Genomic DNA, 23,140 nt, shown 5'->3' with positions numbered 1-23,140 from the left:
GAATTAAACTGATTTTTCGACTTGGCGAAATTCCAGCTCAACCTGTGTTGGTCGATTGAATACATTAATCGTCAACGTTAAACGCGACTTGTCGTAAAGGACTTCTTCCACCACGCCTTTAAAGTCGGTGAATGGACCGTCAATTACCAGTAATTCTTCGCCTGGTTCAAACATCGTCTTCGGACGAGGTGCTTCACCAGTATTGCGTACACGTGCAAGAATCGCATCAGCTTCACGCTGCGTAATTGGCGCAGGTTTTTCCGGTGTACCACCAATAAAACCTAATACTTTTGGACATTCTTTTACAATGTGCCAAGTATCATCATTCATTTCCATTTCGACTAGCACATAGCCCGGAAAGAATTTACGCTCAGATTTACGTTTCTTACCATCCTTCATTTCTACCACTTCTTCGGTAGGAACCAGGACTTCACCAAAGCTATCGGCAACAGCGCTACGCTGGATTCGATCATTAAGCGAACGCATCACTTGTTTTTCATAACCAGAATAGGCATGAATAATGTACCAACGTTTCATAGCTCTCTTACCCGATAATAAATTTAATTGCCCAACCTAAAACGTAGTCAAAACACCACAATAAAATGGATGCTACAACTACAACTGCAAGTACGTGCCAAGATGTGGTCACTGTCTCTTGCTTGGTTGGCCAAGTCACTCGACGCAGCTCGATTCGTGAATCTTTCAATAAACGAACAAAGCCTTTGCCTTGATGGGTGGCGTATAATAAACCTAAAGCCACTACGATACAAGCCAAAATTACCCCAACGCGCACCCAAATATCATTTGCCGGTGCCCAGTACGCTGGTAGATGCTGATTCACCATGGTTGCCGCAATGAATAAAATCAAGGCGATAATCCACAACACGTAGTCTAATGGAGAACCCGAATTTACAACTTCAGCAGGATTATTTCTTTGAGGAATTGGCGCTTCGCTTAATGCGTCACGCGATTTATCATTCGACATTTTTGTACTCGTCGTAGGATTCGCGACTTATTATATGACCAGTTTTGCCAGCATCAAGCTTTTTTTGAAAAATGGCAGGCCAGGAGGGACTCGAACCCCCAACATTCGGTTTTGGAGACCGACGCTCTACCAATTGAACTACTGGCCTGTAGAACAAGCCGAAATCCGCAAACTTCGGCTTGTGAAACTTATTTTATAATTATGCAGTTACTTTAGCAACTACACCCGCACCTACAGTACGGCCACCTTCACGGATCGCGAAGCGTAAACCAGCGTCCATTGCGATTGGGTGGATTAATTCTACTGACATTTCAACGTTGTCGCCTGGCATAACCATTTCAACGCCTTCTTTCAGCTGGATCGCACCAGTTACGTCCGTAGTACGGAAGTAGAACTGTGGACGGTAACCATTTAAGAATGGAGTATGACGGCCACCTTCGTCTTTAGAAAGTACGTATACTTCTGCGTCGAATTTAGTGTGCGGCTTGATTGAACCTGGTTTAGCAAGTACTTGACCACGTTGAACTTCTTCACGCTTAGTACCACGTAGAAGAACACCACAGTTCTCGCCAGCACGACCTTCGTCAAGAAGCTTACGGAACATTTCAACGCCAGTAACAGTTGTTTTCGCTGTATCTTTGATACCAACGATTTCAACTTCTTCACCCACTTTAACGATACCAGTTTCTACACGGCCAGTTACAACTGTACCACGACCAGAAATAGAGAATACGTCTTCGATTGGCATCAAGAATGCTTGGTCGATTGCACGTACTGGCTCTGGAATGTAAGAGTCAAGTGCTTCAACAAGAGCAACAACAGCGTCTTCGCCGTATTGACCAGCTTCACCGTTAAGTGCAGCAAGCGCTGAACCACGGATTACTGGAGTGTCGTCGCCTGGGAAGTCATAAGTAGAAAGAAGTTCACGAACTTCCATTTCAACCAGCTCAAGCAGCTCTTCGTCGTCAACAAGGTCGCATTTGTTTAAGAATACAACGATGTAAGGTACACCTACCTGACGAGAAAGAAGGATGTGTTCACGAGTTTGTGGCATTGGACCGTCAGTCGCAGCACATACAAGGATCGCACCGTCCATCTGAGCAGCACCAGTGATCATGTTTTTAACATAGTCGGCGTGGCCTGGGCAGTCAACGTGAGCGTAGTGACGAGTTGGAGAATCGTATTCTACGTGAGAAGTGTTAATTGTAATACCACGTGCTTTTTCTTCTGGAGCAGAGTCGATTGCAGCGTAATCTTTCGCTTCACCACCGAATTTCTTCGCACATACAGTTGCAATTGCAGCTGTTAAAGTTGTTTTACCATGGTCAACGTGACCGATTGTGCCCACGTTAACGTGTGGCTTATTACGTTCAAACTTAGCCTTAGCCATGTTTATTTTCCTCGTTTACGTCGAACACAATCTGAGTAATACCCAGCCTCGACATATCGCCTAAAAAACTAGACACTTAATACTTAAAAAGCAGACTAAATAGCCTGCTTTCTTTAAATCTAATGCAACCAAGTTGCTAAACTGTATCTGGAGCTCTTATCGAGATTTGAACTCGAGACCTCTCCCTTACCAAGGGAGTGCTCTACCACTGAGCTATAAGAGCGATCATCTTCGATGATGGAGCGGGAGACGAGGATCGAACTCGCGACATGCAGCTTGGAAGGCTGCCGCTCTACCAACTGAGCTACTCCCGCACATTGTTGGTAATGTACCACTTCATTCGAAGTTAATGGTGGTGGGAGAAGGATTCGAACCTTCGAAGCTTACGCGGCAGAGTTACAGTCTGCTCCCTTTGACCGCTCGGGAATCCCACCAATATCACACTTATTGCAGTGCTTGTTCTTTACTTCACATCTCGAATTCTCTAAGATGGTGCCGGCACACGGATTCGAACTGTGGACCTACTGATTACAAGTCAGTTGCTCTACCAACTGAGCTATGCCGGCGTTTCTTAGTGTTTCGTACGTTTCGTATCGGAACGGTGTGCAGTTTAGCAAAACTTGAAATCCGTGCAAGTGTTTTTTTTAAAAAAACCGTCAAAAACTCACAAAATCAATCCGTTTGACGATAATTCAACCGCTTTGATCACTGCGCGAGCTTTTATTTGGGTTTCATTCCACTCAGATTCAGGATTTGAGTCGGCAACAAGGCCTGCGCCAGCCTGCACATAGACCTTATTTTCACGAATAACACAGGTCCGAATCGCAATCGACATGTCCATTTCGCCATGCCAGCCTAAATAACCAACAGCACCACCAAAAATTCCACGTTTTACTGGCTCAACTTCGTCAATAATTTCCATGGCACGGATTTTTGGTGCCCCAGAAAGTGTGCCTGCCGGGAAAGTTGCCTTAAAAACATCCAATGCATCAACATCATCGCGCACTTCACCTTGCACATTGGACACAATATGCATGACATGCGAATAACGTTCGATCACCATTTGATCAGTCACCTGCACTTTACCAATTTTTGAGACGCGACCAACATCATTACGACCCAAGTCAATCAGCATTAAATGCTCGGCAATCTCTTTTTCATCAGAAAGTAAATCTTTTTCCAGGGCCAGATCTTCTTCTTTGGTTTTACCACGTGGACGTGTGCCAGCGAGTGGACGCACGGTGGCAATACCATTTTCCAGACGCGACAGGATTTCCGGCGATGAACCGACAATATGAAACGGGGTGTTATTGTCCAAGGTTCGCCCTTGCACCAGGAACAGATATGGTGATGGATTAAGGTGACGTAAAGCGCGATAGACCTGTAACGGCTCACCATCAAAGTCAGACACCATACGATGTCCCGGCACCACTTGCATGACATCACCAGCACGGATGTATTCTTTAACCTTCTCAACCGAAGCAATAAAGTTGTCATGCCCAGTTAAAGATTCAAAATGCGGTGCCATATGAGTCTGTGCTTGCAGATTCACCGGTGTCGCCAGCAACTGCTCCAGCGCATCCAGTTGTGCCTGTGCTTTCTGATAGGCATCAGCATCATTACTATCGGCGTGCACAATCAGGAATAAGGTATCTTTTAAGTTGTCAAACACGATCACGGTTTTAGACAGCATCATCCAGATATCTGGCAGGCCCACCGGATCGGCGTCTGGAATATTGTTCAGGCGCGGTTCGATATAACGCACGGCGTCATAGCCAAAGTAACCGACTAGTCCACCAGTAAAGCTTGGCAACGCCGGTAAATCGGCCTGTGTTGGCACTTTAAACTGGGCCTGGAAATCACGGATAAACTGGAAAGGATCACTACACGGCTGCTGTAGCAGTTCGCCATTGGCCTGCTGAATGGTCAACCGCCCTTCATTGCAGGAAAACACGGTTGACTCGCCCAGGCCAATAATCGAATAGCGCGCCCAGTTTTCACCACCTTCAACAGATTCAAACAGATAAGCCTGTTCATGCTCTTTTAAACGCGCAAACACAGACAATGGGGTTTCGGTATCGGCCAGACGCTGACGGTAGACAGGAATCAGGTTATAGCCGGCAGCTTGCAGTTGTTGATATTGGGCTTGAGTGGTCATGTTGAATCTCTTTCATTTTCGCGGGGTCATAGGAAGGTTGCTGGTAGGTGCTGACTTAGTGACGCCATCGAAAAACTACACAATCACTCATTGCGGTGTCCTTTTACATCTATTCTTACATTAGGAAGCTAATAATTCTGTCAGATTATCCACCACTTGCTGCGGCTGACAATCATAAATACTCTCGCCATGATTATAGCCATAGCTGACTACAATACAATCAATACCGGCACGACGTGCGGCTTCCACATCATTGGAAGAGTCGCCAATCATCAACACTTGGGATTTTTCTACCCCAAAGGTCTCAACACAGTGCAATAACTGGCGTGGATGCGGTTTACGTTCGCTAAACCGATCACCACCAATCACATCAACAAAATAATGGCTCATGTCCAGTGCATCTAAAATGGCGCGTGATGGCAGCTCGGGCTTGTTGGTGACACAGATCATTTTTTTCTGCTGCTGTTTGCCCCATTCCAGAAACTCCAGAATTCCGGCAAAAGGCTGGGTATCCAGACAAGGATCGGCATTGTAAATTCCTAGGAAAGTTTCCAGCAGCTGCTGATGCTGATCGGGATGCACCTCTCCGGTTAAATGCAGCAAGGTGCTGTGACAAAATACCGAGGTGCCTTTGCCAATCCAGGTGCGTACCTGTGCTTCGGTGACCATGGGCAGCTGCAAGGCATTCAGGCTCATATTCATGGCACGATACAGATCGGTGGCTGAATCGACCAGCGTACCGTCCAGGTCAAATAAAATCAGCTCACGGGTGTCAAGTTTGGCCACAGACATTTTGGTCCTCTCAAAAAATAAAGGCATGCCAAAGCATGCCTCGATTGTATGCTGTGTCGCGGTTTATTTAAACAACAGCCAGGCAATAATTGCCAGGATCACCAGCACAATAATGGTCATCAGGCCAACAGAGGCATTTTTCTGCTGCTCTTTTTCCTGCTCAACGCGTGATACAGGCTGCTCAACCGGTACCGGTTGTGGCTCTGGGGTGGCCGCGCTTAAATCGGTCCCTTCAGGAATTGGGGCCGGTTTTGGTACACCGACATTGGTTGGCATGCCATCACGTGTCAATTGTACCGATGCATCACGCTCTTTCAGCTCAGGCATACCCTGATCATTCATCTGCTGTGCCGGCGTTTTCACTGCTACAGTTTCTGTCGGCTCGGCTGCAGTAGCGGTTTCCACCACATCCAGCTCAGGAATCTGTTCTACTTCGGTGCCTGCAGGCGCAAGCGGCTCATCTGCCAACAGTTCCGGTTTGGCTGGTGCCAGGACTGAAAATTTAAAGCTGGCAAACTGGACAATATCACCTTCATGCAACGGAGTTTCCTGCTCAATCCGCAGGTCATTCACAAAGGTGCCATTGGATGAATTTAAGTCTTGTACCCACAGGTCTTCAGCTTTCAGTAACAACGCAGCATGTTTGCGTGATACTTCAGCCGACTGCAGCACCACATCAGCTTCCTGATGACGCCCCACCAGCATGTCACGATCAACACTAATTTCCTGCCCGGTAAATTCACCCGTAATTGCTTGTAATTTCCAAGTCATAGCGAACTTCTCTTTAAATTTTTGCCCATCATAACATGCTCAAAACCAGATTCCATGTCCGCTCTGTTAAGAGCGCGGTCTTAAGGTGGTCGTGGTGGTGGTATTGGTAGTATTGCTGACTTGCGGGCTTAAGGTCTGACGCTGCAGCGCCGGTTCTACCGCAACGGGCGTGGTCACCACAGCCGCCCCCGACTGTGCCGCAGGGGTCGCGGATGGCACCTGCTGATAACGGGTTTGATTTAGTGGAGTTTTAGACACTGGCACCCGCTGCTGATAGATATCTTCCACCCGCTCCGGCAGTTTGGCAAAATTACCATCCTGATCCAGTGCCAGTTGCAGACTATACAGCTGACTATAACGCTGCTGCGAAATCCGGCGGATATCATTCTGATCCCCAACAATGGTCGGGTGAATAAAGATCAGCAGATTACGCTTCTGATTGGACTTACCATCGGAACGGAATAAACGTCCCAGTCCTGGAATGGCACCCAACCCCGGCACGGCCTGGCGAGAATAGGCAGTGTTATCTGAAATAAGACCACCCAAGACAATAGTCTGACCATGCTCGGCCAGAATTGAGGTTTTAATTGCGCGTTTGCTGGTGACCAAGTCCTGCGCCTGACCTTTGCTGGATTTAACCCCAGAAACTTCCTGTTCCACTTCCAGACGCACTGTGCCATTTTCGCCAATGTGCGGCACCACTTTTAGGGTGACCCCGACGTCCTTACGCTCAATGGTGGTATAGGGATTGACGGTACCATTTCCGGTACTGACCGAACCGGTGACAAACGGTACGTTCTCACCAACCACAATATAAGCCTCTTCATTGTCCATGGTGACAATGGATGGGGTCGATAGCAGATTGGATTTGGTGGTTTCTTTTAAGGCTTGAATCAGCGCACCATACAAACGGCGTGAACCATCACTACCTTCCTGATAATCCCCCAGCACCAGTGAGGTACCCGCACCAATCGCACCACCGGCACCCGCTGCACCTCCAGTTAGATAGCCGGCGGCAATATTTTTCAGGCTGGAACCCAAGTTATCAAAATTGATCAGGCCAATGCCACTGCTTAAATCACCCAAGGCCCATTGCACGCCAAGCTGATCGGCATCGGTGCCTTCTACTTCAATAATCGCGGCTTCAATGAGAACCTGTTGACGGCGTGTATCCAGCTGTTGAATCGCAGATTCAATTTCACGCATCAGCTGTGGATCGGCTTTGACCACCAAGGCGTTCTGGCTACTATCGGCAATAATACTGACGCCATTGCCATTAAAGCTGGTGATCTGGCTCTGCTGATCAAAACCGTTATTCAGGGTAATACTTGGCGAGGTACTGCCCGTGCTATTGCTGGATGTACTGTTACTGCTGTTATTGACCAGATTGCTAACGCTATTATTACTGCTGTTTTTCGTATTGGAAGATGAACTGCTGACCGCCTGCCCCGATACTAGCCCTTGCAGAATTTCCGCCAGGCTTTGCGCACTGGCATATTTTAAGCGAAAGACTTTTAAGCCGCCGAGACGGTCGGCCGCCGGCACATCCATCATTTCAATCATCTGGCGGATACGCTTGCGGGTGGCGGTATCACCTTTAATGATAATGCGATTGGTCCGGTTATCCGCCACAATTCGCACCCGCGAACCTTTGAGATCTTTGGCATTGCCGGTCGAACTCATTGACTCCAATAGCCCGATCACTTCTTCGGCCTGACTGGACTGTAGCGAGATGGCTTCAATATCATTTTGGCCGGTGCCATCCAAATTACGGATGATATTTTCCAGCTGATAGATATTGCTGGCCCGGTCCGAAACAATCAGGGCATTGGTGCCAGCCACCGCAGACAGGTGGGCAAATTGCGGCATTAAAGGCCGTAAAGCCGGAATCATGTCATTGGCATTGGTATTTTCCAGCCAGATGACCCGGGTCACAATCTGGTCGCCGCGCGCATTCTGGCGTGCATCAAACGGAATTCCGGAGCTTTTGACATTGTTATCTGGCACCAGCTTGATGGTATTGCCCGAGGGAATAGCCACTACCCCATTAACATTAAGCACGCCCAGAAACAGGTCATAGACTTCATTGCGGTTCAACGGCTTGTTGGAAATGACCGTGACATTGCCGCGCACCCGCGGATCAACCGCGAAGTTCTTACCGGTAATATCGGCCACTTCATTAATAAATGCAGTCAGGTCAGCATCACGTAAATTAATTTTCCAGGTTTGTGCATAGCTCGCCGTACTTACCATAGCCACCAGAGGTGCGCCGACCACCAATGCCCAAAGCGGACGCTCATGATTTAATAAAGCCATAATCTACCGTGTTTCCTAACCCTATAAGGTGACAAATCCGTCACTTAAAATCTTGTTGTACCGTGATGACCTGGTCACCACGCTGAACTTCCAGTCTGACCTGACCCTCCTGTCTTGCCTGTTCCAGCAATTGGGCTTCATTTTGCCCTTGTCCGACAGTCTGACCATTTAAGGATAAAATCCGGTCGCCTGGTTGTAATCCCAATCTGCTTCTGAGTGCCGCCGGTGTCCGTGCGGTAATTTCATAGCCCTGACCATTGCCACTATTCACGCCCATATCCTGTAAATAGCGTTCCCGGTCTTGCTGAATCTTTTGCACTGCCTGACCAATCGCATTTTGCGCAGTTGTTGCCGGTGCCGGATTTCTGTTGGGTGCAGCTGGGCTTTGTGTCGGCACAATCGGCTGATTCAGCCCGTTTTCAATGCCTTTAAACTCTATCTCACGGGTGGCGCCACTGCTATGACGCAAAACCACCCGATCCCAGTACACTTCAGCCAACTGATAACCACTGCCTTCAATCACATCGCCGACGCGATAGCGCTCTGCCACCTCATTGACTTTGAGCACGGCAGAAGAAAACTGGTTGGGATAACCGACCATCACGCCTTGTAATTGAAGGTTCAGATTGTCTTCGGCCTGCGTACGCTGGCTCGCTTCATGAAACAAGGCAAAACTGCTGATATTCGGTACACGCAGCTGCTGCGAACCCAGTTCGACCCGATCCAGTTGCATCGCTTGAGGCGGCGCCAGTAATAGCCAGAACAGACTGGCCAGCTTCCAGCATAAATACAGAATCAGCAGCGCCAGCAATAACGGTGCGACACGATCGGCCTGTTTCAGCTGGATAGCCTGCAGCTGCTCCCAGATTTTCTGCATCAGAAGCCTCCCTTGAACAGCGGCTGGCGGGTACTGATTACATAGGTATCGGCACCAGCCTTACCTTCATAAGAAGGAACATGCATCAATAAACGCTGGGTCAGCTGCACATCCAGCATCATCTCCTGATCCAGACTCAGGTTAATCATTTTCTGGTCACGTGCATCACGCACATCAATTTTCAGTTTTCCGCTTTCATCCGACAGTGTGCCTTTCAGCGTTGGCACGGTCATGCGCTCTTGACGCTGGGCAAACTGATAGACCAGCTCCCCGCCGGCCCAGTTCAGCTGACCTTGCGCCTGGGCGAACCCTTGCTGCTTGTTATAGTTCAGATCAATATTTTGTAATTGAATCGGATTGGTCGGCCATTGCCAGTCGACCAGGGTTTTTAGAGTTTCTGGCGCAACACGGCCGTGTACAGCGTTCAGCATGAAGGTCCCAAAACGGTAACCCATCACGCCTTTTAGTTCGGTATGACCACTATGGATTTCAACATCGGCTGCCACTTTCAGCAATAACAGGTCTAAAGGACGCGTATTCCAGCTTAAGCTGCCACGCAACTGTCCCTTGTGCCAATCTGCCTGCCCCTGCCAGATGTTGCCACTGACATTATGTAAACTCTGATTGTTTTTATAAAACTTTGAAATTAACCAAGCTGCAGGAATCTGTAATAACACAAAAATTAAAAAAGCAATGATGGCGAAAATCCACCACGTGATGTATCTCGGTTTCTTTATCATTCCACCACGACCAACCTATCTAATGCATTCATGAACAAATTGTTATTTTCATGCACACATTATGCACACTTTTTTTACAACACCAACGGATACACATAAAAAAACCAAGCAGTTCTGCTTGGTTTCGACACTCTAGTGCGCTTAGATGACAATCTGATGAAGTTTAGATCAAGAAGTCTTCAAGCTTGGCACCTTTTTCCAGTTCTGCCACTAACCAGCGCGGTTGCTTACCACGACCTGTCCAGGTTTCATTGGCATTGGCTTTATTACGATAACGCGGCTCTACCGATTTACGTACATTCTTTTTACGTTTAGACGCACCAAACTCAAGAATCTGTTCAATGCTTAAACCCGCATTTTCAGCAATTGCCAAAATCTGATTATATGCATCTTCAACTGCCTGGTCCTTTTTCGATGCAATTAATGCTTCCGCTTCTTCCTGCAAGCGCTTTAATTGTTCTACAGACAAATTACTAATATCGGGCATCATATTTACTCCACAAGTATGCTTTTATATTAATTTACTTCAATTGCATTAATACATCATATTTTTATCTGAATTAAGTTTCAATCATTATTTGAAATGAAAAACAATTATTAACAGAGATAAATAATCTATTTATTCGGGATTAGAATTAATCCAGATAATGCCCCACACTATTTTCCAAAGCCAAAATATGCTGCCGAATCGACTCGGGTAATGGCATTTTCTGCATACTTTCAGAATTCACACAAACCATGATGGCTTCTGCACTCGCGACTACAGCCTGTTGCTGCTCGCTCCATAATATATAATGCATGCGAAAAGCACTATTTCGGATTTCCTCAACCCGTACACCTATTTTTAAGGTATCCGGATAAAATACCGGACGCATATATTTGCACTGATTTGATGCCACTACCGTCGAAAAGGATTGCTGCATCATTCTGATCTGATCCATATAATGAATGCGGGCACTTTCAATATAGCGGTAATACATCACATTATTGACATGACCGAGCGCATCCATATCGCCCCATGCCACCACTTGTTGATGAATTACTGGATAATCGGTTAATTGCATGCGACTTTACCTAGATTTAAATTTTCATGAAATGACTATTATTTTCAAACACCAGATTTAACTGCTGCTGTAAATGTGGTTGATCTTTTAATGCTGATTTAATTCTTAAATAGTTCATTAAAATATGTTCCGGATATAAATCTAGAAGCTGTGCTGCGTCGTCATGACGACCGGTAGCTTCCAATATATGCCATTTGGCAAAACTCAATACCGGTAAAGCAGGATATTGCTGTTCCCATTTATTCAGATAATCTTCAATCTTGAGATAATCTGGTGCCGGTTTTAATAGCTGCTGCTGGAACCATAAATAGAACACATCCTGATGAAACTGTTCACTCAGCAAATGCACCGCCAGATGTTCCTGCTGCTCACCCATATCACTTAAACGTGCCAGCACTTTTAACCACAGCACTTTAATCGCATACGGCTGGCTAAACATCTGCCCGGACAGGTTGCAATAACGCTGTTTTAAATCCTGTAATGCTTCCGGTGTAGCCTGCTCAAAATGCTGCAAGATTTGCTCAAGCCATAACTGCTTGCTGTCCAACCCTAAATGCCCATATTGAGTCGCACGCAAATATAACCACGGATATTGCAGTGCAAACTCCCCCCACAGTGCGGTTAAGCGCTGTTCATAGGCCTGTTTGACATCTTTGAGCCACGGCGACAGTTGATGGCCATTTAAAAATTCCAGATGGGTCAGGGCTTTTTCCGGTTGCTGCTGCGCCAGATAAATTTCAATACGCTGCAACTCGGCCAGCTCAAAGGCCATGGCATTGCTCTGGTTTAACATCTGCAAGGCCACCGGATAATCCTGCTGCATCAGCGACAGGCGTGAATGAATCACGGCTTTTAATAAACCAGACTGGTTAAATACCTGACGGATAAAGGCGTCCTGCTCACGCGCGGCATCCAGCAGCCAGATTACTGCCATTTGCTCATAAGGATGTAAATGCTGGAAATCAAACACCGCCGCCTGCTTACGCTGTTCACGGCTTAAATAACGCTTTAGCATCACCCAGATCAGCTGCACCACCAGACTGATCAGCATTAATAAAATCAGCAGCACCCAGATATTGGTCTGTAGCTGCCAGTCACGCCAATACAGATAAACATAGCCCGCGCCATAGCCATAACTGAATACACTGAGCAAGGCCACCAGCACCAACGTGACCAAGACATAGGCCAGAACAATCTGCTTCATGATCATTCATCCAATAAGGTGCGGCTGGTCAGCACCGGCACAGGAATCACGGTCAGGCTCTGAATTTCCGCCAATTCAGCGCTTAACTGCTGCGCCCCCCGATCCGGCAGCAGCTGTAACAGATGAAAAATTTCAGTCAGCTCCTGCTGATAATTCAGATATTGGCCTTGTCCTAATAACTGACGTGCCAGTAATAAACGCAACTGCGCTTCTTTTAACAGCAATTGACGCTGACTAAGTACAGTCGCTGGCTGCTCGGCGGCTTCCAGTTTCAACCACTTATGCCAGAAGGCCGGATTGGCCTCTTGCGCCGGCTGCAGTTGTGGCTGCTGGATTTCCTGACGCAACAGCTGATCCAGCTGCTGTAGAGCCTGAGTGACCTGCTGCTGCTGGGCACTGCGCTGTGCCGCAAATTGCTGGATCAGCTGCCGGTCTTTGCTCAGGGTTTGATGCAGGCTTTCGGCCAAGGCCGGTGACAAAGCCCACTGATTCAGCTGAACATCCAGCACTGCCAACTTTTCCAGTGCATACGGATATTGCGCCTGCTTTAAGGCAAATTCGATAAGTTCCAGCTGCTGTTGAAGCATCTGCTGCGGCGTGATCGTGGTCTGGCTGATCTGCACTGTAGTATTAGTTGCAGGCGCACTTGAAGATGCTGACGGTGAAGGATTGCTACTCTGGCGCTGCAAAGCCACCAGCTGGTCATTGAGATTGGCGCGGCTTTTTTCCGCCTGATGCATACTCTGAGACAATTCGGACTGCTGCGCCGTTATTTTAAATACGTCATAGCTCAGCTTTAACATCCAGGCCAAGCCGATGATCAATAATAAAATAAGTAGCTTCTTCATGCGTGTCCTGATTTAAGCTCAATCTGCTGCAGTATTGTTTCTGTTTTTAAATTCGTCAACTTGATCAGTTGAAAACGGGTGTGATGCTGTTGTTGATAATCCATCAACAGCGCTTCCAGGCGGTCACCCAACACCAGATAACGCCCCCGGTTCAATAATTCTTTTTGCGCTTGACTCAGCCGCAACCAGTTTAACCAGCTGGCCTCACTGCTAATCAGCATCCAATAGTCCCGGTGCTGCTGCAGTTGTGGCAATAGCGCGGGCATCTGCTGAATGGACGCAGCCGGACACTGACGCTGATATAAAATAAAATTCAGAATCTGCATTCCGGCCTGTTGCAGGCTGTCCATCATAAACTGACGACCGCCTTCACCGCGCCAGAAGGCAATACATGAACCGGCCGCCAGGGATTTTAATAAAGGCAGTTCCAGCATCCCTTCCGAGGTTTCAACCTCCGGCACGGCGCTCGAAATTCCGTATTCTGCCAGTACCTGCGCCGTTTTTTCACCAACCGCAATCCACTGTACATGTTGTAATTGATCGAGATGAATACCGCTTTGCGCCAGATACTCCATCCCGATGTGTACCGCGGTCGGGCTGACCACCACAATCCGCTGCGCCTGCAGTAATTGCTGGTACAGCTGTGCCAATGCATCGGACCAGGGACAGGCCTGTAATTCCAGCAGAGGCAGCTCAATCACCGACCAGGCCTGTTGCCTTAAAGCCTGTGACAAGGCACAGGCTCGATCGGCCGGGCGGGTATTAATAAACAGCATCTTAATATAAAGCTTTTAGCAGCTCACCTGCCCCTTGTGCCAACAGGTTCTGTGCCAGTTGTTCACCCAGCTGTTCGGCCTGCTCGGGTGCGGCACTGAGCTGTGCGCTTAACAAGGTCTGGCCATCGACACTGCCCACCCGGCCTTCCATCGACAGCTGGCCATCTTTTAAAGTGGCATAACCGGCAATCGGCACCTGACAGCCACCTTCCAGATAAGCATTAAACGCACGTTCTGCGCGTACACAGACATTGGTTTCATCATCCATCAACGGCAAAATCAGCTCGAGTACGGCCTGATCATTAGTCCGGCATTCCAGCCCCAAAGCGCCCTGACCCACGGCCGGCAAACTCACTTCAGGCGCGAGCGTATGACGAATCCGCTCACTAAGGCCCAAACGCTTCAGGCCGGCACTGGCCAGAATAATCGCATCATATTGACCTGCATCCAGCTTGGACAGACGGGTACCAACGTTACCGCGCAAATCGATAATCTCCAGGTCAGGGCGTGCTTTTAAAATCTGGCATTTACGGCGCAAACTGGACGTTCCGACTTTGGCACCCTGCGGCAAGTCCTGAAAGCTGGCATAAGTATTGGACACAAAGGCATCCAGCGGATCTTCACGCTCGCAAATCACCGCCAGGCTTAAGCCTTCTGGTAGCGCCATTGGCACATCTTTCATGGAATGCACAGCAAGGTCAGCACGACCATCTAGCAAAGCTGCTTCTAATTCTTTGACAAACAGTCCCTTGCCCCCAATTTTGGCTAAGGGGGTATCGAGAATTTTATCACCCTGGGTCACGAAGGTGACCAACTCCACGTTTAGACCGGCATGTAAGGCTTCTAAACGCGCACGAATGTGTTCCGCCTGCCATAATGCCAGCGGGCTTTGTCGAGTTGCAATTTTCAGGGTGTTCATCATGTCAGTGAAAGCAAATAAAAGGATTCCCTTAAACTTAACCTGATCGCTTGAAAATGCAAGTCAATTTGCACCCTGAGATGGCGAAAAAGCCATTTCAACCGGTGCTTACAGTTTCTGAATACGTTCTCTTAAGGTCGGTAAATGACGACGGCTTACTGCCAGACGTTCTTCCAGTTCACGACAACGCACCTGATACTGACCGGTATTAATCACTTCCAGTCCTTCAAGATAATGAATCGAGACCAGCGCATTGCGATGAATCCGAATAAACTGGTCGGCAAATTCATGCTCCAGATCTTTTAAGGTTTCGTCAATCAGCACACTGCCATTTTTATGGCGCACGGTGACATATTTTTGATCTGCTAAAAAATAATAAATATTTTCTACAGGCACCAGTTCAACACCACGATAAGTTTTCGCCGTGATCTGGTGGCGTTTTATATTCAATTCTTCCATATTTTCTTTTTGTTTTATGTGACTCAGCTGGGCTTGCGTGAGTTTGGTTAAGTGATCTAAAACCTGCTGCAATTCCTGTTGCATGACCGGTTTTAACAAATACCCTTCTGCCTGCGATTTAAATGCATCAAGTGCATGCTCATCATAGGCGGTACAAAAGACAATTGCCGGCATGGGGTCAAGCTCGCGCAAATGCTGGGCGCAGCTTAGTCCATCCATTTCTGGCATCTGAATATCTAATAACACGACATCTGGCTGATGTTCATCTGCTAGCTCAATGGCCTGCTCACCATGACTGGCGGTTGCCACCACCTGATGTCCAAGTTGAGTCACCAAGCGGGCCAAACGCTCAGTTGCAAGAGGTTCATCATCACAGATCAGAACATCCATTTATCCCTCCTTTACGTTAAATCATTTATTTTTATAGCTTAACGTGAATTTTTTTTTATTTATATGGATACTGTACCACGGTGGTATACATGCCCTCCCCTGCATACGTTTGAAAGACCACCTTTCTTCCATAAAAGGCGCGTAGACGCTGTTGCACATTTTGAATTGCAATACCATGTCCTTGTCGTAAATTCATTTTAGCGTTTACGTAAGGGTTTGTAATGACGATATTGACTTGATTTTCCAAAATTTCTACCAATACGCTAATGGTACTCGGTCTGGAAATTTTTTCAACACCATGAAAAATACTATTTTCCAGTAAAGGTTGTAAAGTTAATAAGGGAATTTGTACCTGACTGAGCAGTTGCGGCTGTTCAATTTTCCATTCCACCTGCAAGCGTTCACCCAGACGAATCTGCTCAATCTCCAGATAACGCTGGCATAATTCAACTTCTTCCTGCAGCTTGACCAGCTTGACTTCCTGTAAACTGGCACGAAACAGACGTGACAGATTGAGCAGCATCTGCTCGGCTTTTTCAGGATCAATCGCAATCAGGCTAATGACATTATTTAAACTGTTGAATAAAAAATGCGGATGGATACGCGCTTGCAAGGCATGCACCTTGGCCTTTAGAGCACTTTGCTCGCGCAGATAATTCTGTTCGCGCAAATATAAATAGCGAAAACAGAATGCTCCCAGCAAGATGCCATAACTTAAATGCAAATCCAGCCCGGCCCCCAGCTCGGCTGCAGTCAAGTCACGCAGATGAAAATTCTGGCCAAAATGCGTCAGCAGATTCAGGCTTAAAGTAGTCACCAGTACAATCAGCTGTAGCAATAAAAAACCAAAACCGAGCGAAAAGCCCAGACTCATCCGACCCAAACGTCTTTGAAAATATTCAATAAAGGCAGTAAAGGCCAGTAACACCCAGTTAATATACAGCACATATTGCAGCAGTCGTGAACCGGTTAATGCCTGCCAGCCTTGCGCTTCAGCCAGTGCCAGCACCATGGCCAATACATTGCTGGCAATAAATAATTCAATTAGATGTTGCCAACGCCCTATTTTCGTAAAAAAATAACTGTAATTTTTTTCATCAGCCGTATCTGCAAAAGATGATCTCACCTGCCCTTCGGCAAGTGATTCCGAATTTGTTATACTCGTTTTCAAATTACTGCTTTTTATTCTATTGAGCCGACATGACCACATCTTCTAATTCCTCAAATCCGTCACAAACCCAGACTTCGGGTATGTGGGGCGGTCGTTTCTCTGAAGCTACTGACGCATTTGTTGCTGAATTTACAGCATCTGTCCAATTTGACCAACGTTTTTATAAACAAGATATTGCCGGTTCAATCGCCCATGCAACCATGTTGGCCAAAGTTGGCGTGCTGACTGCACAGGAACGTGACGACATCATCAACGGCTTAAACACCATTAAAGCCGAAATTGAAGCGGGTCAGTTTGAATGGCGTATTGACCTTGAAGATGTGCACATGAACATCGAATCACGCCTGACCCAGCGTATTGGCATTACCGGTAAAAAACTGCACACCGGCCGTAGCCGTAACGACCAGGTGGCGACTGATATCCGTCTGTATGTGCGTGATGAAATTGATGCCATTTTAGAATTATTGAAAAAACTACAAACTGGTATTCTAAGCCTGGCGGCAAAAAACACTGACACGATTATGCCGGGCTTCACCCATTTACAAACTGCTCAACCTGTGACTTTTGGTCACCACCTTATGGCCTGGTTTGAAATGCTGGTACGTGACTCTGAGCGCTTAATTGACTGCCGTAAACGTGTGAACCGTATGCCACTCGGTTCAGCTGCACTGGCAGGTACAACCTATCCAATCGACCGCGCCTATACCGCAGAATTACTGGGCTTTGATGCCGTGGCTGAAAACTCTTTAGATGCAGTATCTGACCGTGATTTCGGGATTGAATTTAACGCTGCGGCATCGTTAATCATGATGCACCTGTCACGTATGTCGGAAGAACTGATTCTGTGGACCTCAGCCCAGTTTAAATTTGTGAATATTCCTGACCGTTTCTGTACCGGTTCATCGATCATGCCGCAAAAGAAAAACCCGGATGTCCCTGAACTGGTTCGCGGTAAAACCGGCCGTGTTTATGGTGATTTAATGAGCCTGTTGACCCTGATGAAAGGTCAACCACTGGCGTATAACAAAGACAACCAGGAAGACAAAGAGCCTCTGTTTGATGCAATTGATACTGTACGTGGTTCACTGATGGCGTTTGCTGACATGATTCCGGCATTGGTGCCTAACATTGCAGAAATGCGTGAAGCGGCGCTGCGTGGTTTCTCTACTGCAACCGACCTTGCGGATTACCTGGTGAAAAATGGCGTTGCTTTCCGTGATGCCCATGAAATTGTTGGTAAAGCGGTCGCACTGGGCGTACAGGAAGGCAAAGACCTGTCTGAACTGACCCTGGAACAGCTGCAGCAGTTCTCTGACCTGATTCAGGCCGATGTATTTGAAAAAGCCCTGACTCTGGAAGCTTCAGTGAATGCACGTAACCATATTGGGGGGACTGCTCCGGCACAAGTCGCTGCTGCGATTGAACGCGCCCACGCCCGTTTAGAGCAACTTTACGCTTAATCTTAAATTCGGAGTATGGATATGTCTCGACAAGTATTTTGCCGTAAGTATCAACAAGAAATGGAAGGCTTGGACTTTGCCCCGTTCCCGGGTGCCAAAGGTCAGGAATTATTTGATACCGTGTCTAAACAGGCCTGGAACGAATGGCTGAAACATCAGACCACGCTGATCAATGAAAAGCGTTTAAATGTGTTTGAAGCAGATGCGAAAAAGTTTCTGGAAGAACAGCGCGAAAAATTCTTCAATAATGACGAAACCTTAGAAAAAGCCGAAGGGCTAAAGCCTGAGTAAAACTTAAAGCGCTGCTTTAAGTTTTACGCAAGACAAGGACGAAGTCCGCGTAGGCTTTCATGCAAAAAGAATCTCCATTTTTTGGGGATTCTTTTTTATGCACGGTTATACAAATTACGCAAGACAAGCGAAGCGCGTGGGCTTAAATTTGAAAGGCTCCAGAAATGGAGCTTTTCTTTTACTCTATCCAAACCCAAGATCAATCACTGCACATAGAGTTCTATCTCGGAAGATGCTTTTAGCCTTTAATCCACAAAAATTTCATCGATAAAAAATGAATCCCTCTTCATTCACCCATTTCAGGCTTGGCACAGAAAAAGTAGATGAACTTTGTTGTTTTCCAGCCGCAAGCTCCCTGTTTATAGTGAGCTTAAGGTGATTGGTTTTTATTGAATTGACAGGTATATCTGGACAACTATAAAGTTTTACTTCACCAAAATCAGGGGTTTATAATTTAGATTAAAATTAACCTATTTAACCGATTGGTATTGTAACTGGCCGATACATTTGTTCATAAAACTCAACATTAGACTACAATAAGCTTAAAGATTTCCGCGCATCATCTTCCTATAATAACAATCAAGGAGATGGAAGCATCTCTTATAATAGATATAAATATCCCCGATTTCGATCTCAGATTTCCCCCAAAATCTGGGATTTTTTTTATCCATTTTATGCGTAATCCATAAAAAAAGCCTGAAATTATTTCAGGCTGTTTCTGGTATTCAAACTTAGCGTTCTTGAACTTTCTGTTCAATTTCTTCCATGCTGGTATGACGCACATCCAGACCTTTGACCATATAAATCACTTGCTCGGAAATATTACGCGCATGGTCACCAATCCGCTCTAGGGAACGCAGTACCCACATTACATTGATGACACGGGAAATATGACGCGGATCTTCAATCATATAGGTCATTAAGGTCCGGGTGGCCGACTGGTATTCACGGTCGATATCGGCATCGGCCAGCAGTACACGTAAAGCCTGATCGACATCTAAACGGGCAAAAGCATCCAGCGCATCATGAATCATGACTCGCACCTGGTTGCCAATATGACGGGTTTCCATATAACCGCGCGGCGAGCCACCTTCTTCACACAAGCTTTGTGCAATCCGGGCAATTTTAGCCGCTTCATCACCAATACGTTCCAGGTCGGTATTGGCCTTGCTCATGGCAATCACCATGCGCAGGTCAATTGCAGCGGGATGACGGCGCGCCAAAATCAGGGTTAATGCTTCATCAATTTCAGTTTCCAGACGGTTCACCGCATTGTCCTGAAATTGCACCTCTATTGCCATCGCGGCATCTGTGTCCAGCAATGCATGAATCGCATTGGCCACCTGCTGCTCTACCAAGCCACCCATGGTCATGAATTTTGTATTGACATCCTGTAGATCTTCATTAAATTGAGAAGAAATATGGTGATTTAACACAGGATTATTTGGACTCAAGAGATGTACTCCAATGCAATAATAACGGACTTATTTGATCATTGATTATTAAATCACATTAAACATTAAGCTTTTATGACAATTTAAACAAGTGCCCGATTGCATCATTTTATTTTATTGAAATTTAAGGTTTTTCTATTAACCACAAGTTCATCTCAGCCAGATCTTTTTCACTGAGTTGCCCCACCGATGCCCGGAGGCGCAGCACATTAATCAGATAATCATATTTGGCATTCAAATAGTCCTGCTTGGCCGAAAAAGCATTACGCTGGGCCAGCAGGACATCGACCATGGTTTTTAGGCCTTCATGATATTGGGCACGGGAGGCGCGCGATACCAGTTGCGCCGATTGCATGGCCGCCTGTCGTGCCTGTAACTTGGATTGATCGGTTTCCACCTGCAAATAGGCACTTTTTACATCGGTATTGGCTTTACGGATCGCCGCATCCAGCTCGGCTTCGGCTTTATCGACATTCACCGCTGCTTTCTGGATATTGCGCTGGGTACGGCCGCCGGTAAACACATTCCAGTTCATTTCAATACCGACCTGATCAAACTGACCATCCTGAGAAATCCGGCTTTGTGGCGTCTGCTTGTTATAGCCATAAGTGCCGACCGCTTCAATTTGCGGATAACGCGCGGCCTGCTCGACCCGTTTCTGGTCTTCAGCATAACGCTGCTGCAAGCGGGCCTGCAAAATGGATAGGTTCTGACTTTGCGCCAACTCGGTCCATGCCTCTAAACTGGCCGGATAAGGTTTTTGGAACTGAAAGTCATCTCGCAGTACCGCCAGATTTTCACGATATGGCCCGATCAGCTGTGCCAGTTGTTCCTGTGCCAGCACCAGCTGAACATGAGTGGCAATCCGGTTGGCCTTGGCATTTTGATATTGCGCCTCGGCTTCGCTGACATCACTGCGCGCAACCAGTCCTTCACGCAGCTTGGCATTCATCATGTTCAGCTGTTCCAGCAGCGCCTGCTCTTCCTGTAAATAGGCGGTGGTTAAAGACTGCTGACGTAGCACATTAAAGTAGGCTTCGGCCACATTTAAAATATGCTCCTGCTTTTGCAGTCTTAAGGTGACTTCACTGAGACTGAGTGAGGTTTTGACCTGTTTTAGGCCTTCCCAGGCATCCCAGCGGAATAAAGGCTGGCGTGCAGTGACACTCACCTGACGGGTGGTGGTTGCTGAAGGCGACAGGCTTTCAGAGCTGACTGGAAAACTTGGAATTGTCGCAGCATTGGCGTCCTGACTGCGCCGGGTGATATTGCCAGACACAGTCACGGTCGGCAGCAAATTGCCTTTGGCAATGCCTAAATTCAGTTGATCGGCTTCATATTGCAGCAGATTGGCCTGCCAGTTCGGATCGGTGGCTTTGGCACGCTCATAGGCCTCGACCAGATCCAAGGCTTGCGCCCAAGGGCTAAACAACAGCAGGCCCAATACACATATTTTTTTCTTCATTTTATTCGTTTAACTCATCTCGCCAAAATGGCCATGTCTCAGTCAAGCATTGACTCAATTTGCTCCATAGTAGCGATTTATCGCATTTTTTTCGTATGTTTTTGATTATTTTTTTATATTTTACCGCTTTAACTCAAGCAGCAAGCTGTCCAGTTGAGTTGAGCCAGGAGCGCACTCACAGCCATGTAACCAAACTTCAGCACAACGCTACAATTCACCGGCCCGAAGCTGGTTACAATAGCGCCATACATTCCGCACTTGTTATTTTTTTGCTGCTTTTTTAATTGGGTTATCGTGAAGCTTATTTCTCCCCGCTGGCGTACTTTACTGCTCAGTTTATGTTCTGCAATGGTTTTGACCGCGTGTCAAAGGCCAGAACCTCCTGTGGTCATTGAACAGAAGCCGAAGCAGGCTGTGGCTGAACAGGCGGTCGATTTAAAGTCGATCTGCCGCGGTATTGAACAGGAAATGCGCGAGATTAACCAGCAGCGCACCACCTTTGCCCTGGAACAGATTAACCAGGATTTAAAAGTCTGTTTGCCACTAATGGATTTCCCCGACCAGCAGCATCTGCTGGAACTGTCTGCCCAGATGTACCAGAATTTTCTGAAAGTCGAACGTACCGCCCAGCAGCAGACCGCTTTTGATCAGTATGCCTTTGATCTGGCCCAGCATCCCACCATTCAGCAAAGCCATTTCGAACAGTTTGCCTTACGCGACCAGTATCTGCTGAAACACAAAGGTCAGGCCTATGTCGACCTGTATGATGCCGGTGAAGGGCAACTGGTCTATCGGCGTAATCCGCAGTACCTGGCTCGTATTTTTGCGCCTTATCTGCCCGATGCCGAACGGATTTTTATTGAAAATCTGGCCGAACAGAATATGCAGCGTCCGATTCGTGATGGCGGCCTGACCATTGATGCCCAGGAAGTGGTGCGTCGCGCCCTGTTCTGGGAAGATTATGTCAAAAACTATCCTGACAGCAGTTATATCCGCGATGCGCGTTATCTGGATCAGGTCTATCGTATGTTCCTGTTTAAAGGCACCTTAAATACCCCGGTTTCAGACAGCTATGAAGCAGAATATGCGATTCAGCCCAGTGTCTGGTATGAAATTGAAAAGCTGGCCAAGCTGGAGCAGTCACGACTGGCAGATCAGGCGCGTAAATTCCACAGCTTTGTACAGATGTCGCCACAGGAACGGCGTAACCGTATTCCAGTCAGCCTGACCGCACAGGAACAAAACAATGAACGTGCCAACACCCTGGCGCTAAAGCAGCTGTCCCATTATCTGGATTTACCGCTAAACGGCTTAAGTCCGACCCGTGACTGTTTTAGCGATGCGGTCTGTATGCCTTATCAGAATAACTAAGCCACCCACCAATTTGGCAGTTTTATCACTGGCCTTTTTAAGCCAACCTGTTAAGATTTAAGCAGCTTGACGGAGCGCGAGTAAATCCTCGCTGAGATTGTGTAATTGTCTAACCGTATAGATGATTAAGCACAAGTACCGTTGAACCTGATCAGGTTAACACCTGCGTAGGAATCAAGCGCAACTAAACCTTAAGTTTCGATTTATTATTCAGGATAAATCCGTTTCGTTTTGGTCGT

22 protein-coding genes, 5 tRNA genes and 1 riboswitch are annotated in these 23,140 nt (G+C 47.0%); of the genes, 3 read left to right on the top strand and 24 right to left on the bottom strand.

The window, feature by feature from the left end; genetic code table 11:
* Positions 1–3 precede the first annotated feature (3 nt).
* The 22 genes from nusG to F905_RS13215 all read right to left on the bottom strand — a co-directional run bounded on the left by nusG (position 4) and on the right by F905_RS13215 (position 16,899).
* Positions 4–537 (bottom strand): transcription termination/antitermination protein NusG, encoded by a 534-nt coding sequence (nusG, locus tag F905_RS13320; protein WP_005181681.1) that lies wholly within the window; start codon positions 535–537, stop codon positions 4–6.
* 7 nt (positions 538–544) lie between these two features.
* Positions 545–985: a preprotein translocase subunit SecE gene (gene secE / locus F905_RS13315; protein ID WP_005181678.1), complete on the bottom strand. Its 441-nt coding sequence runs from the start codon at positions 983–985 to the stop codon at positions 545–547.
* 72 nt (positions 986–1,057) lie between these two features.
* Positions 1,058–1,133, bottom strand: a tRNA-Trp gene (locus tag F905_RS13310).
* Positions 1,134–1,184: 51 nt separating this feature from the next.
* Positions 1,185–2,375 (bottom strand): elongation factor Tu, encoded by a 1,191-nt coding sequence (gene tuf / locus F905_RS13305; RefSeq protein WP_005181676.1) that lies wholly within the window; start codon positions 2,373–2,375, stop codon positions 1,185–1,187.
* 148 nt (positions 2,376–2,523) lie between these two features.
* Positions 2,524–2,598, bottom strand: a tRNA-Thr gene (locus F905_RS13300).
* 15 nt (positions 2,599–2,613) lie between these two features.
* Positions 2,614–2,689, bottom strand: a tRNA-Gly gene (locus F905_RS13295).
* Between the two features lie 36 nt (positions 2,690–2,725).
* Positions 2,726–2,809: transfer RNA gene (locus tag F905_RS13290), tRNA-Tyr, on the bottom strand.
* A gap of 56 nt (positions 2,810–2,865) precedes the next feature.
* Positions 2,866–2,941, bottom strand: a tRNA-Thr gene (locus F905_RS13285).
* A gap of 98 nt (positions 2,942–3,039) precedes the next feature.
* Positions 3,040–4,533, bottom strand: coding sequence for an anthranilate synthase component I (gene trpE, locus F905_RS13280; protein ID WP_005181673.1), 1,494 nt, complete (start codon positions 4,531–4,533; stop codon positions 3,040–3,042).
* Between the two features lie 120 nt (positions 4,534–4,653).
* Positions 4,654–5,325: a phosphoglycolate phosphatase gene (gene gph, locus F905_RS13275; protein WP_005181670.1), complete on the bottom strand. Its 672-nt coding sequence runs from the start codon at positions 5,323–5,325 to the stop codon at positions 4,654–4,656.
* A gap of 63 nt (positions 5,326–5,388) precedes the next feature.
* Positions 5,389–6,096: an FHA domain-containing protein gene (locus tag F905_RS13270; protein WP_005181667.1), complete on the bottom strand. Its 708-nt coding sequence runs from the start codon at positions 6,094–6,096 to the stop codon at positions 5,389–5,391.
* 66 nt (positions 6,097–6,162) lie between these two features.
* On the bottom strand, positions 6,163–8,412 hold the full coding sequence (gspD, locus tag F905_RS13265) for a type II secretion system secretin GspD (protein ID WP_005181664.1): 2,250 nt from the start codon (positions 8,410–8,412) through the stop codon (positions 6,163–6,165).
* Between the two features lie 40 nt (positions 8,413–8,452).
* Positions 8,453–9,289 (bottom strand): type II secretion system protein N, encoded by an 837-nt coding sequence (locus F905_RS13260; RefSeq protein WP_005181661.1) that lies wholly within the window; start codon positions 9,287–9,289, stop codon positions 8,453–8,455.
* Positions 9,289–10,029, bottom strand: a complete 741-nt coding sequence (gene gspN / locus F905_RS13255) for a type II secretion system protein N (protein WP_005181650.1) — start codon at positions 10,027–10,029, stop codon at positions 9,289–9,291. Before gspN ends, F905_RS13260 begins: the two co-directional genes overlap by 1 nt.
* 163 nt (positions 10,030–10,192) lie before the next feature.
* Complete coding sequence (locus F905_RS13250; protein ID WP_005181647.1) at positions 10,193–10,519, bottom strand: H-NS histone family protein; 327 nt, start codon at positions 10,517–10,519, stop codon at positions 10,193–10,195.
* Positions 10,520–10,664: 145 nt separating this feature from the next.
* Complete coding sequence (locus F905_RS13245; protein WP_005181644.1) at positions 10,665–11,093, bottom strand: acyl-CoA thioesterase; 429 nt, start codon at positions 11,091–11,093, stop codon at positions 10,665–10,667.
* Positions 11,094–11,109: 16 nt separating this feature from the next.
* Entirely contained in the window at positions 11,110–12,297 is a 1,188-nt protein-coding gene (locus F905_RS13240) for a hypothetical protein (RefSeq protein WP_034598119.1), read from the bottom strand.
* Positions 12,298–12,299: 2 nt separating this feature from the next.
* On the bottom strand, positions 12,300–13,145 hold the full coding sequence (locus tag F905_RS13235; RefSeq protein WP_005181639.1) for a hypothetical protein: 846 nt from the start codon (positions 13,143–13,145) through the stop codon (positions 12,300–12,302).
* Positions 13,142–13,921, bottom strand: a complete 780-nt coding sequence (locus tag F905_RS13230) for a uroporphyrinogen-III synthase (RefSeq protein ID WP_005181637.1) — start codon at positions 13,919–13,921, stop codon at positions 13,142–13,144. The genes F905_RS13235 and F905_RS13230 overlap by 4 nt, the downstream gene beginning before the upstream one ends.
* Position 13,922: 1 nt before the next feature.
* The gene (hemC, locus tag F905_RS13225) at positions 13,923–14,840 is read right to left on the bottom strand and encodes a hydroxymethylbilane synthase (RefSeq protein WP_034598116.1); all 918 of its coding nucleotides are present in this window, start codon (positions 14,838–14,840) and stop codon (positions 13,923–13,925) included.
* 108 nt (positions 14,841–14,948) lie between these two features.
* A complete protein-coding gene (locus tag F905_RS13220; protein ID WP_005181633.1) occupies positions 14,949–15,689 on the bottom strand; it encodes a LytR/AlgR family response regulator transcription factor in 741 nt (246 codons plus the stop codon).
* Between the two features lie 55 nt (positions 15,690–15,744).
* Positions 15,745–16,899 (bottom strand): sensor histidine kinase, encoded by a 1,155-nt coding sequence (locus F905_RS13215; protein WP_005181627.1) that lies wholly within the window; start codon positions 16,897–16,899, stop codon positions 15,745–15,747.
* Between F905_RS13215 and argH the strand changes: the two genes are divergently transcribed.
* Together argH and F905_RS13205 are read left to right on the top strand one after the other, a co-directional pair.
* Complete coding sequence (gene argH / locus F905_RS13210; protein WP_171065096.1) at positions 16,890–18,320, top strand: argininosuccinate lyase; 1,431 nt, start codon at positions 16,890–16,892, stop codon at positions 18,318–18,320. The two genes, F905_RS13215 and argH, sit on opposite strands and share 10 nt — an antisense overlap.
* Positions 18,321–18,341: 21 nt before the next feature.
* Positions 18,342–18,611, top strand: coding sequence for an oxidative damage protection protein (locus F905_RS13205; protein ID WP_005181625.1), 270 nt, complete (start codon positions 18,342–18,344; stop codon positions 18,609–18,611).
* Positions 18,612–19,342: 731 nt separating this feature from the next.
* On the opposite strand, the gene phoU is transcribed toward F905_RS13205, so the two are convergent.
* Together phoU and F905_RS13195 are read right to left on the bottom strand one after the other, a co-directional pair.
* Positions 19,343–20,065, bottom strand: coding sequence for a phosphate signaling complex protein PhoU (gene phoU / locus F905_RS13200; RefSeq protein WP_005181619.1), 723 nt, complete (start codon positions 20,063–20,065; stop codon positions 19,343–19,345).
* 124 nt (positions 20,066–20,189) lie between these two features.
* Positions 20,190–21,530 (bottom strand): multidrug efflux outer membrane protein AbuO, encoded by a 1,341-nt coding sequence (locus F905_RS13195; RefSeq protein WP_005181618.1) that lies wholly within the window; start codon positions 21,528–21,530, stop codon positions 20,190–20,192.
* 348 nt (positions 21,531–21,878) lie between these two features.
* Between F905_RS13195 and F905_RS13190 the strand changes: the two genes are divergently transcribed.
* A complete protein-coding gene (locus F905_RS13190) occupies positions 21,879–22,901 on the top strand; it encodes a hypothetical protein (RefSeq protein ID WP_051065025.1) in 1,023 nt (340 codons plus the stop codon).
* A gap of 60 nt (positions 22,902–22,961) precedes the next feature.
* Positions 22,962–23,092: riboswitch (TPP riboswitch) on the top strand.
* Positions 23,093–23,140 lie beyond the last annotated feature (48 nt).

Source organism: Acinetobacter sp. CIP 53.82 (genome assembly GCF_000369465.1).
GTDB classification, from domain to species: domain Bacteria; phylum Pseudomonadota; class Gammaproteobacteria; order Pseudomonadales; family Moraxellaceae; genus Acinetobacter; species Acinetobacter indicus.
This window is presented reverse-complemented; position numbering and strand designations above follow the sequence as displayed.

Excerpts from the sequence above, each read along its gene's own strand:
- nusG (WP_005181681.1), bottom strand. The coding sequence starts at position 537 with ATGAAACGTTGGTACATTATTCATGCCTATTCTGGTTATGAAAAACAA.
- secE (WP_005181678.1), bottom strand. The coding sequence starts at position 985 with ATGTCGAATGATAAATCGCGTGACGCATTAAGCGAAGCGCCAATTCCT.
- tuf (WP_005181676.1), bottom strand. The coding sequence starts at position 2,375 with ATGGCTAAGGCTAAGTTTGAACGTAATAAGCCACACGTTAACGTGGGC.
- trpE (WP_005181673.1), bottom strand. The coding sequence starts at position 4,533 with ATGACCACTCAAGCCCAATATCAACAACTGCAAGCTGCCGGCTATAAC.
- gph (WP_005181670.1), bottom strand. The coding sequence starts at position 5,325 with ATGTCTGTGGCCAAACTTGACACCCGTGAGCTGATTTTATTTGACCTG.
- F905_RS13270 (WP_005181667.1), bottom strand. The coding sequence starts at position 6,096 with ATGACTTGGAAATTACAAGCAATTACGGGTGAATTTACCGGGCAGGAA.
- gspD (WP_005181664.1), bottom strand. The coding sequence starts at position 8,412 with ATGGCTTTATTAAATCATGAGCGTCCGCTTTGGGCATTGGTGGTCGGC.
- F905_RS13260 (WP_005181661.1), bottom strand. The coding sequence starts at position 9,289 with ATGCAGAAAATCTGGGAGCAGCTGCAGGCTATCCAGCTGAAACAGGCC.
- gspN (WP_005181650.1), bottom strand. The coding sequence starts at position 10,029 with ATGATAAAGAAACCGAGATACATCACGTGGTGGATTTTCGCCATCATT.
- F905_RS13250 (WP_005181647.1), bottom strand. The coding sequence starts at position 10,519 with ATGATGCCCGATATTAGTAATTTGTCTGTAGAACAATTAAAGCGCTTG.
- F905_RS13245 (WP_005181644.1), bottom strand. The coding sequence starts at position 11,093 with ATGCAATTAACCGATTATCCAGTAATTCATCAACAAGTGGTGGCATGG.
- F905_RS13240 (WP_034598119.1), bottom strand. The coding sequence starts at position 12,297 with ATGAAGCAGATTGTTCTGGCCTATGTCTTGGTCACGTTGGTGCTGGTG.
- F905_RS13235 (WP_005181639.1), bottom strand. The coding sequence starts at position 13,145 with ATGAAGAAGCTACTTATTTTATTATTGATCATCGGCTTGGCCTGGATG.
- F905_RS13230 (WP_005181637.1), bottom strand. The coding sequence starts at position 13,921 with ATGCTGTTTATTAATACCCGCCCGGCCGATCGAGCCTGTGCCTTGTCA.
- hemC (WP_034598116.1), bottom strand. The coding sequence starts at position 14,840 with ATGAACACCCTGAAAATTGCAACTCGACAAAGCCCGCTGGCATTATGG.
- F905_RS13220 (WP_005181633.1), bottom strand. The coding sequence starts at position 15,689 with ATGGATGTTCTGATCTGTGATGATGAACCTCTTGCAACTGAGCGTTTG.
- argH (WP_171065096.1), top strand. The coding sequence starts at position 16,890 with ATGACCACATCTTCTAATTCCTCAAATCCGTCACAAACCCAGACTTCG.
- F905_RS13215 (WP_005181627.1), bottom strand. The coding sequence starts at position 16,899 with ATGTGGTCATGTCGGCTCAATAGAATAAAAAGCAGTAATTTGAAAACG.
- F905_RS13205 (WP_005181625.1), top strand. The coding sequence starts at position 18,342 with ATGTCTCGACAAGTATTTTGCCGTAAGTATCAACAAGAAATGGAAGGC.
- F905_RS13195 (WP_005181618.1), bottom strand. The coding sequence starts at position 21,530 with ATGAAGAAAAAAATATGTGTATTGGGCCTGCTGTTGTTTAGCCCTTGG.
- F905_RS13190 (WP_051065025.1), top strand. The coding sequence starts at position 21,879 with ATGGTTTTGACCGCGTGTCAAAGGCCAGAACCTCCTGTGGTCATTGAA.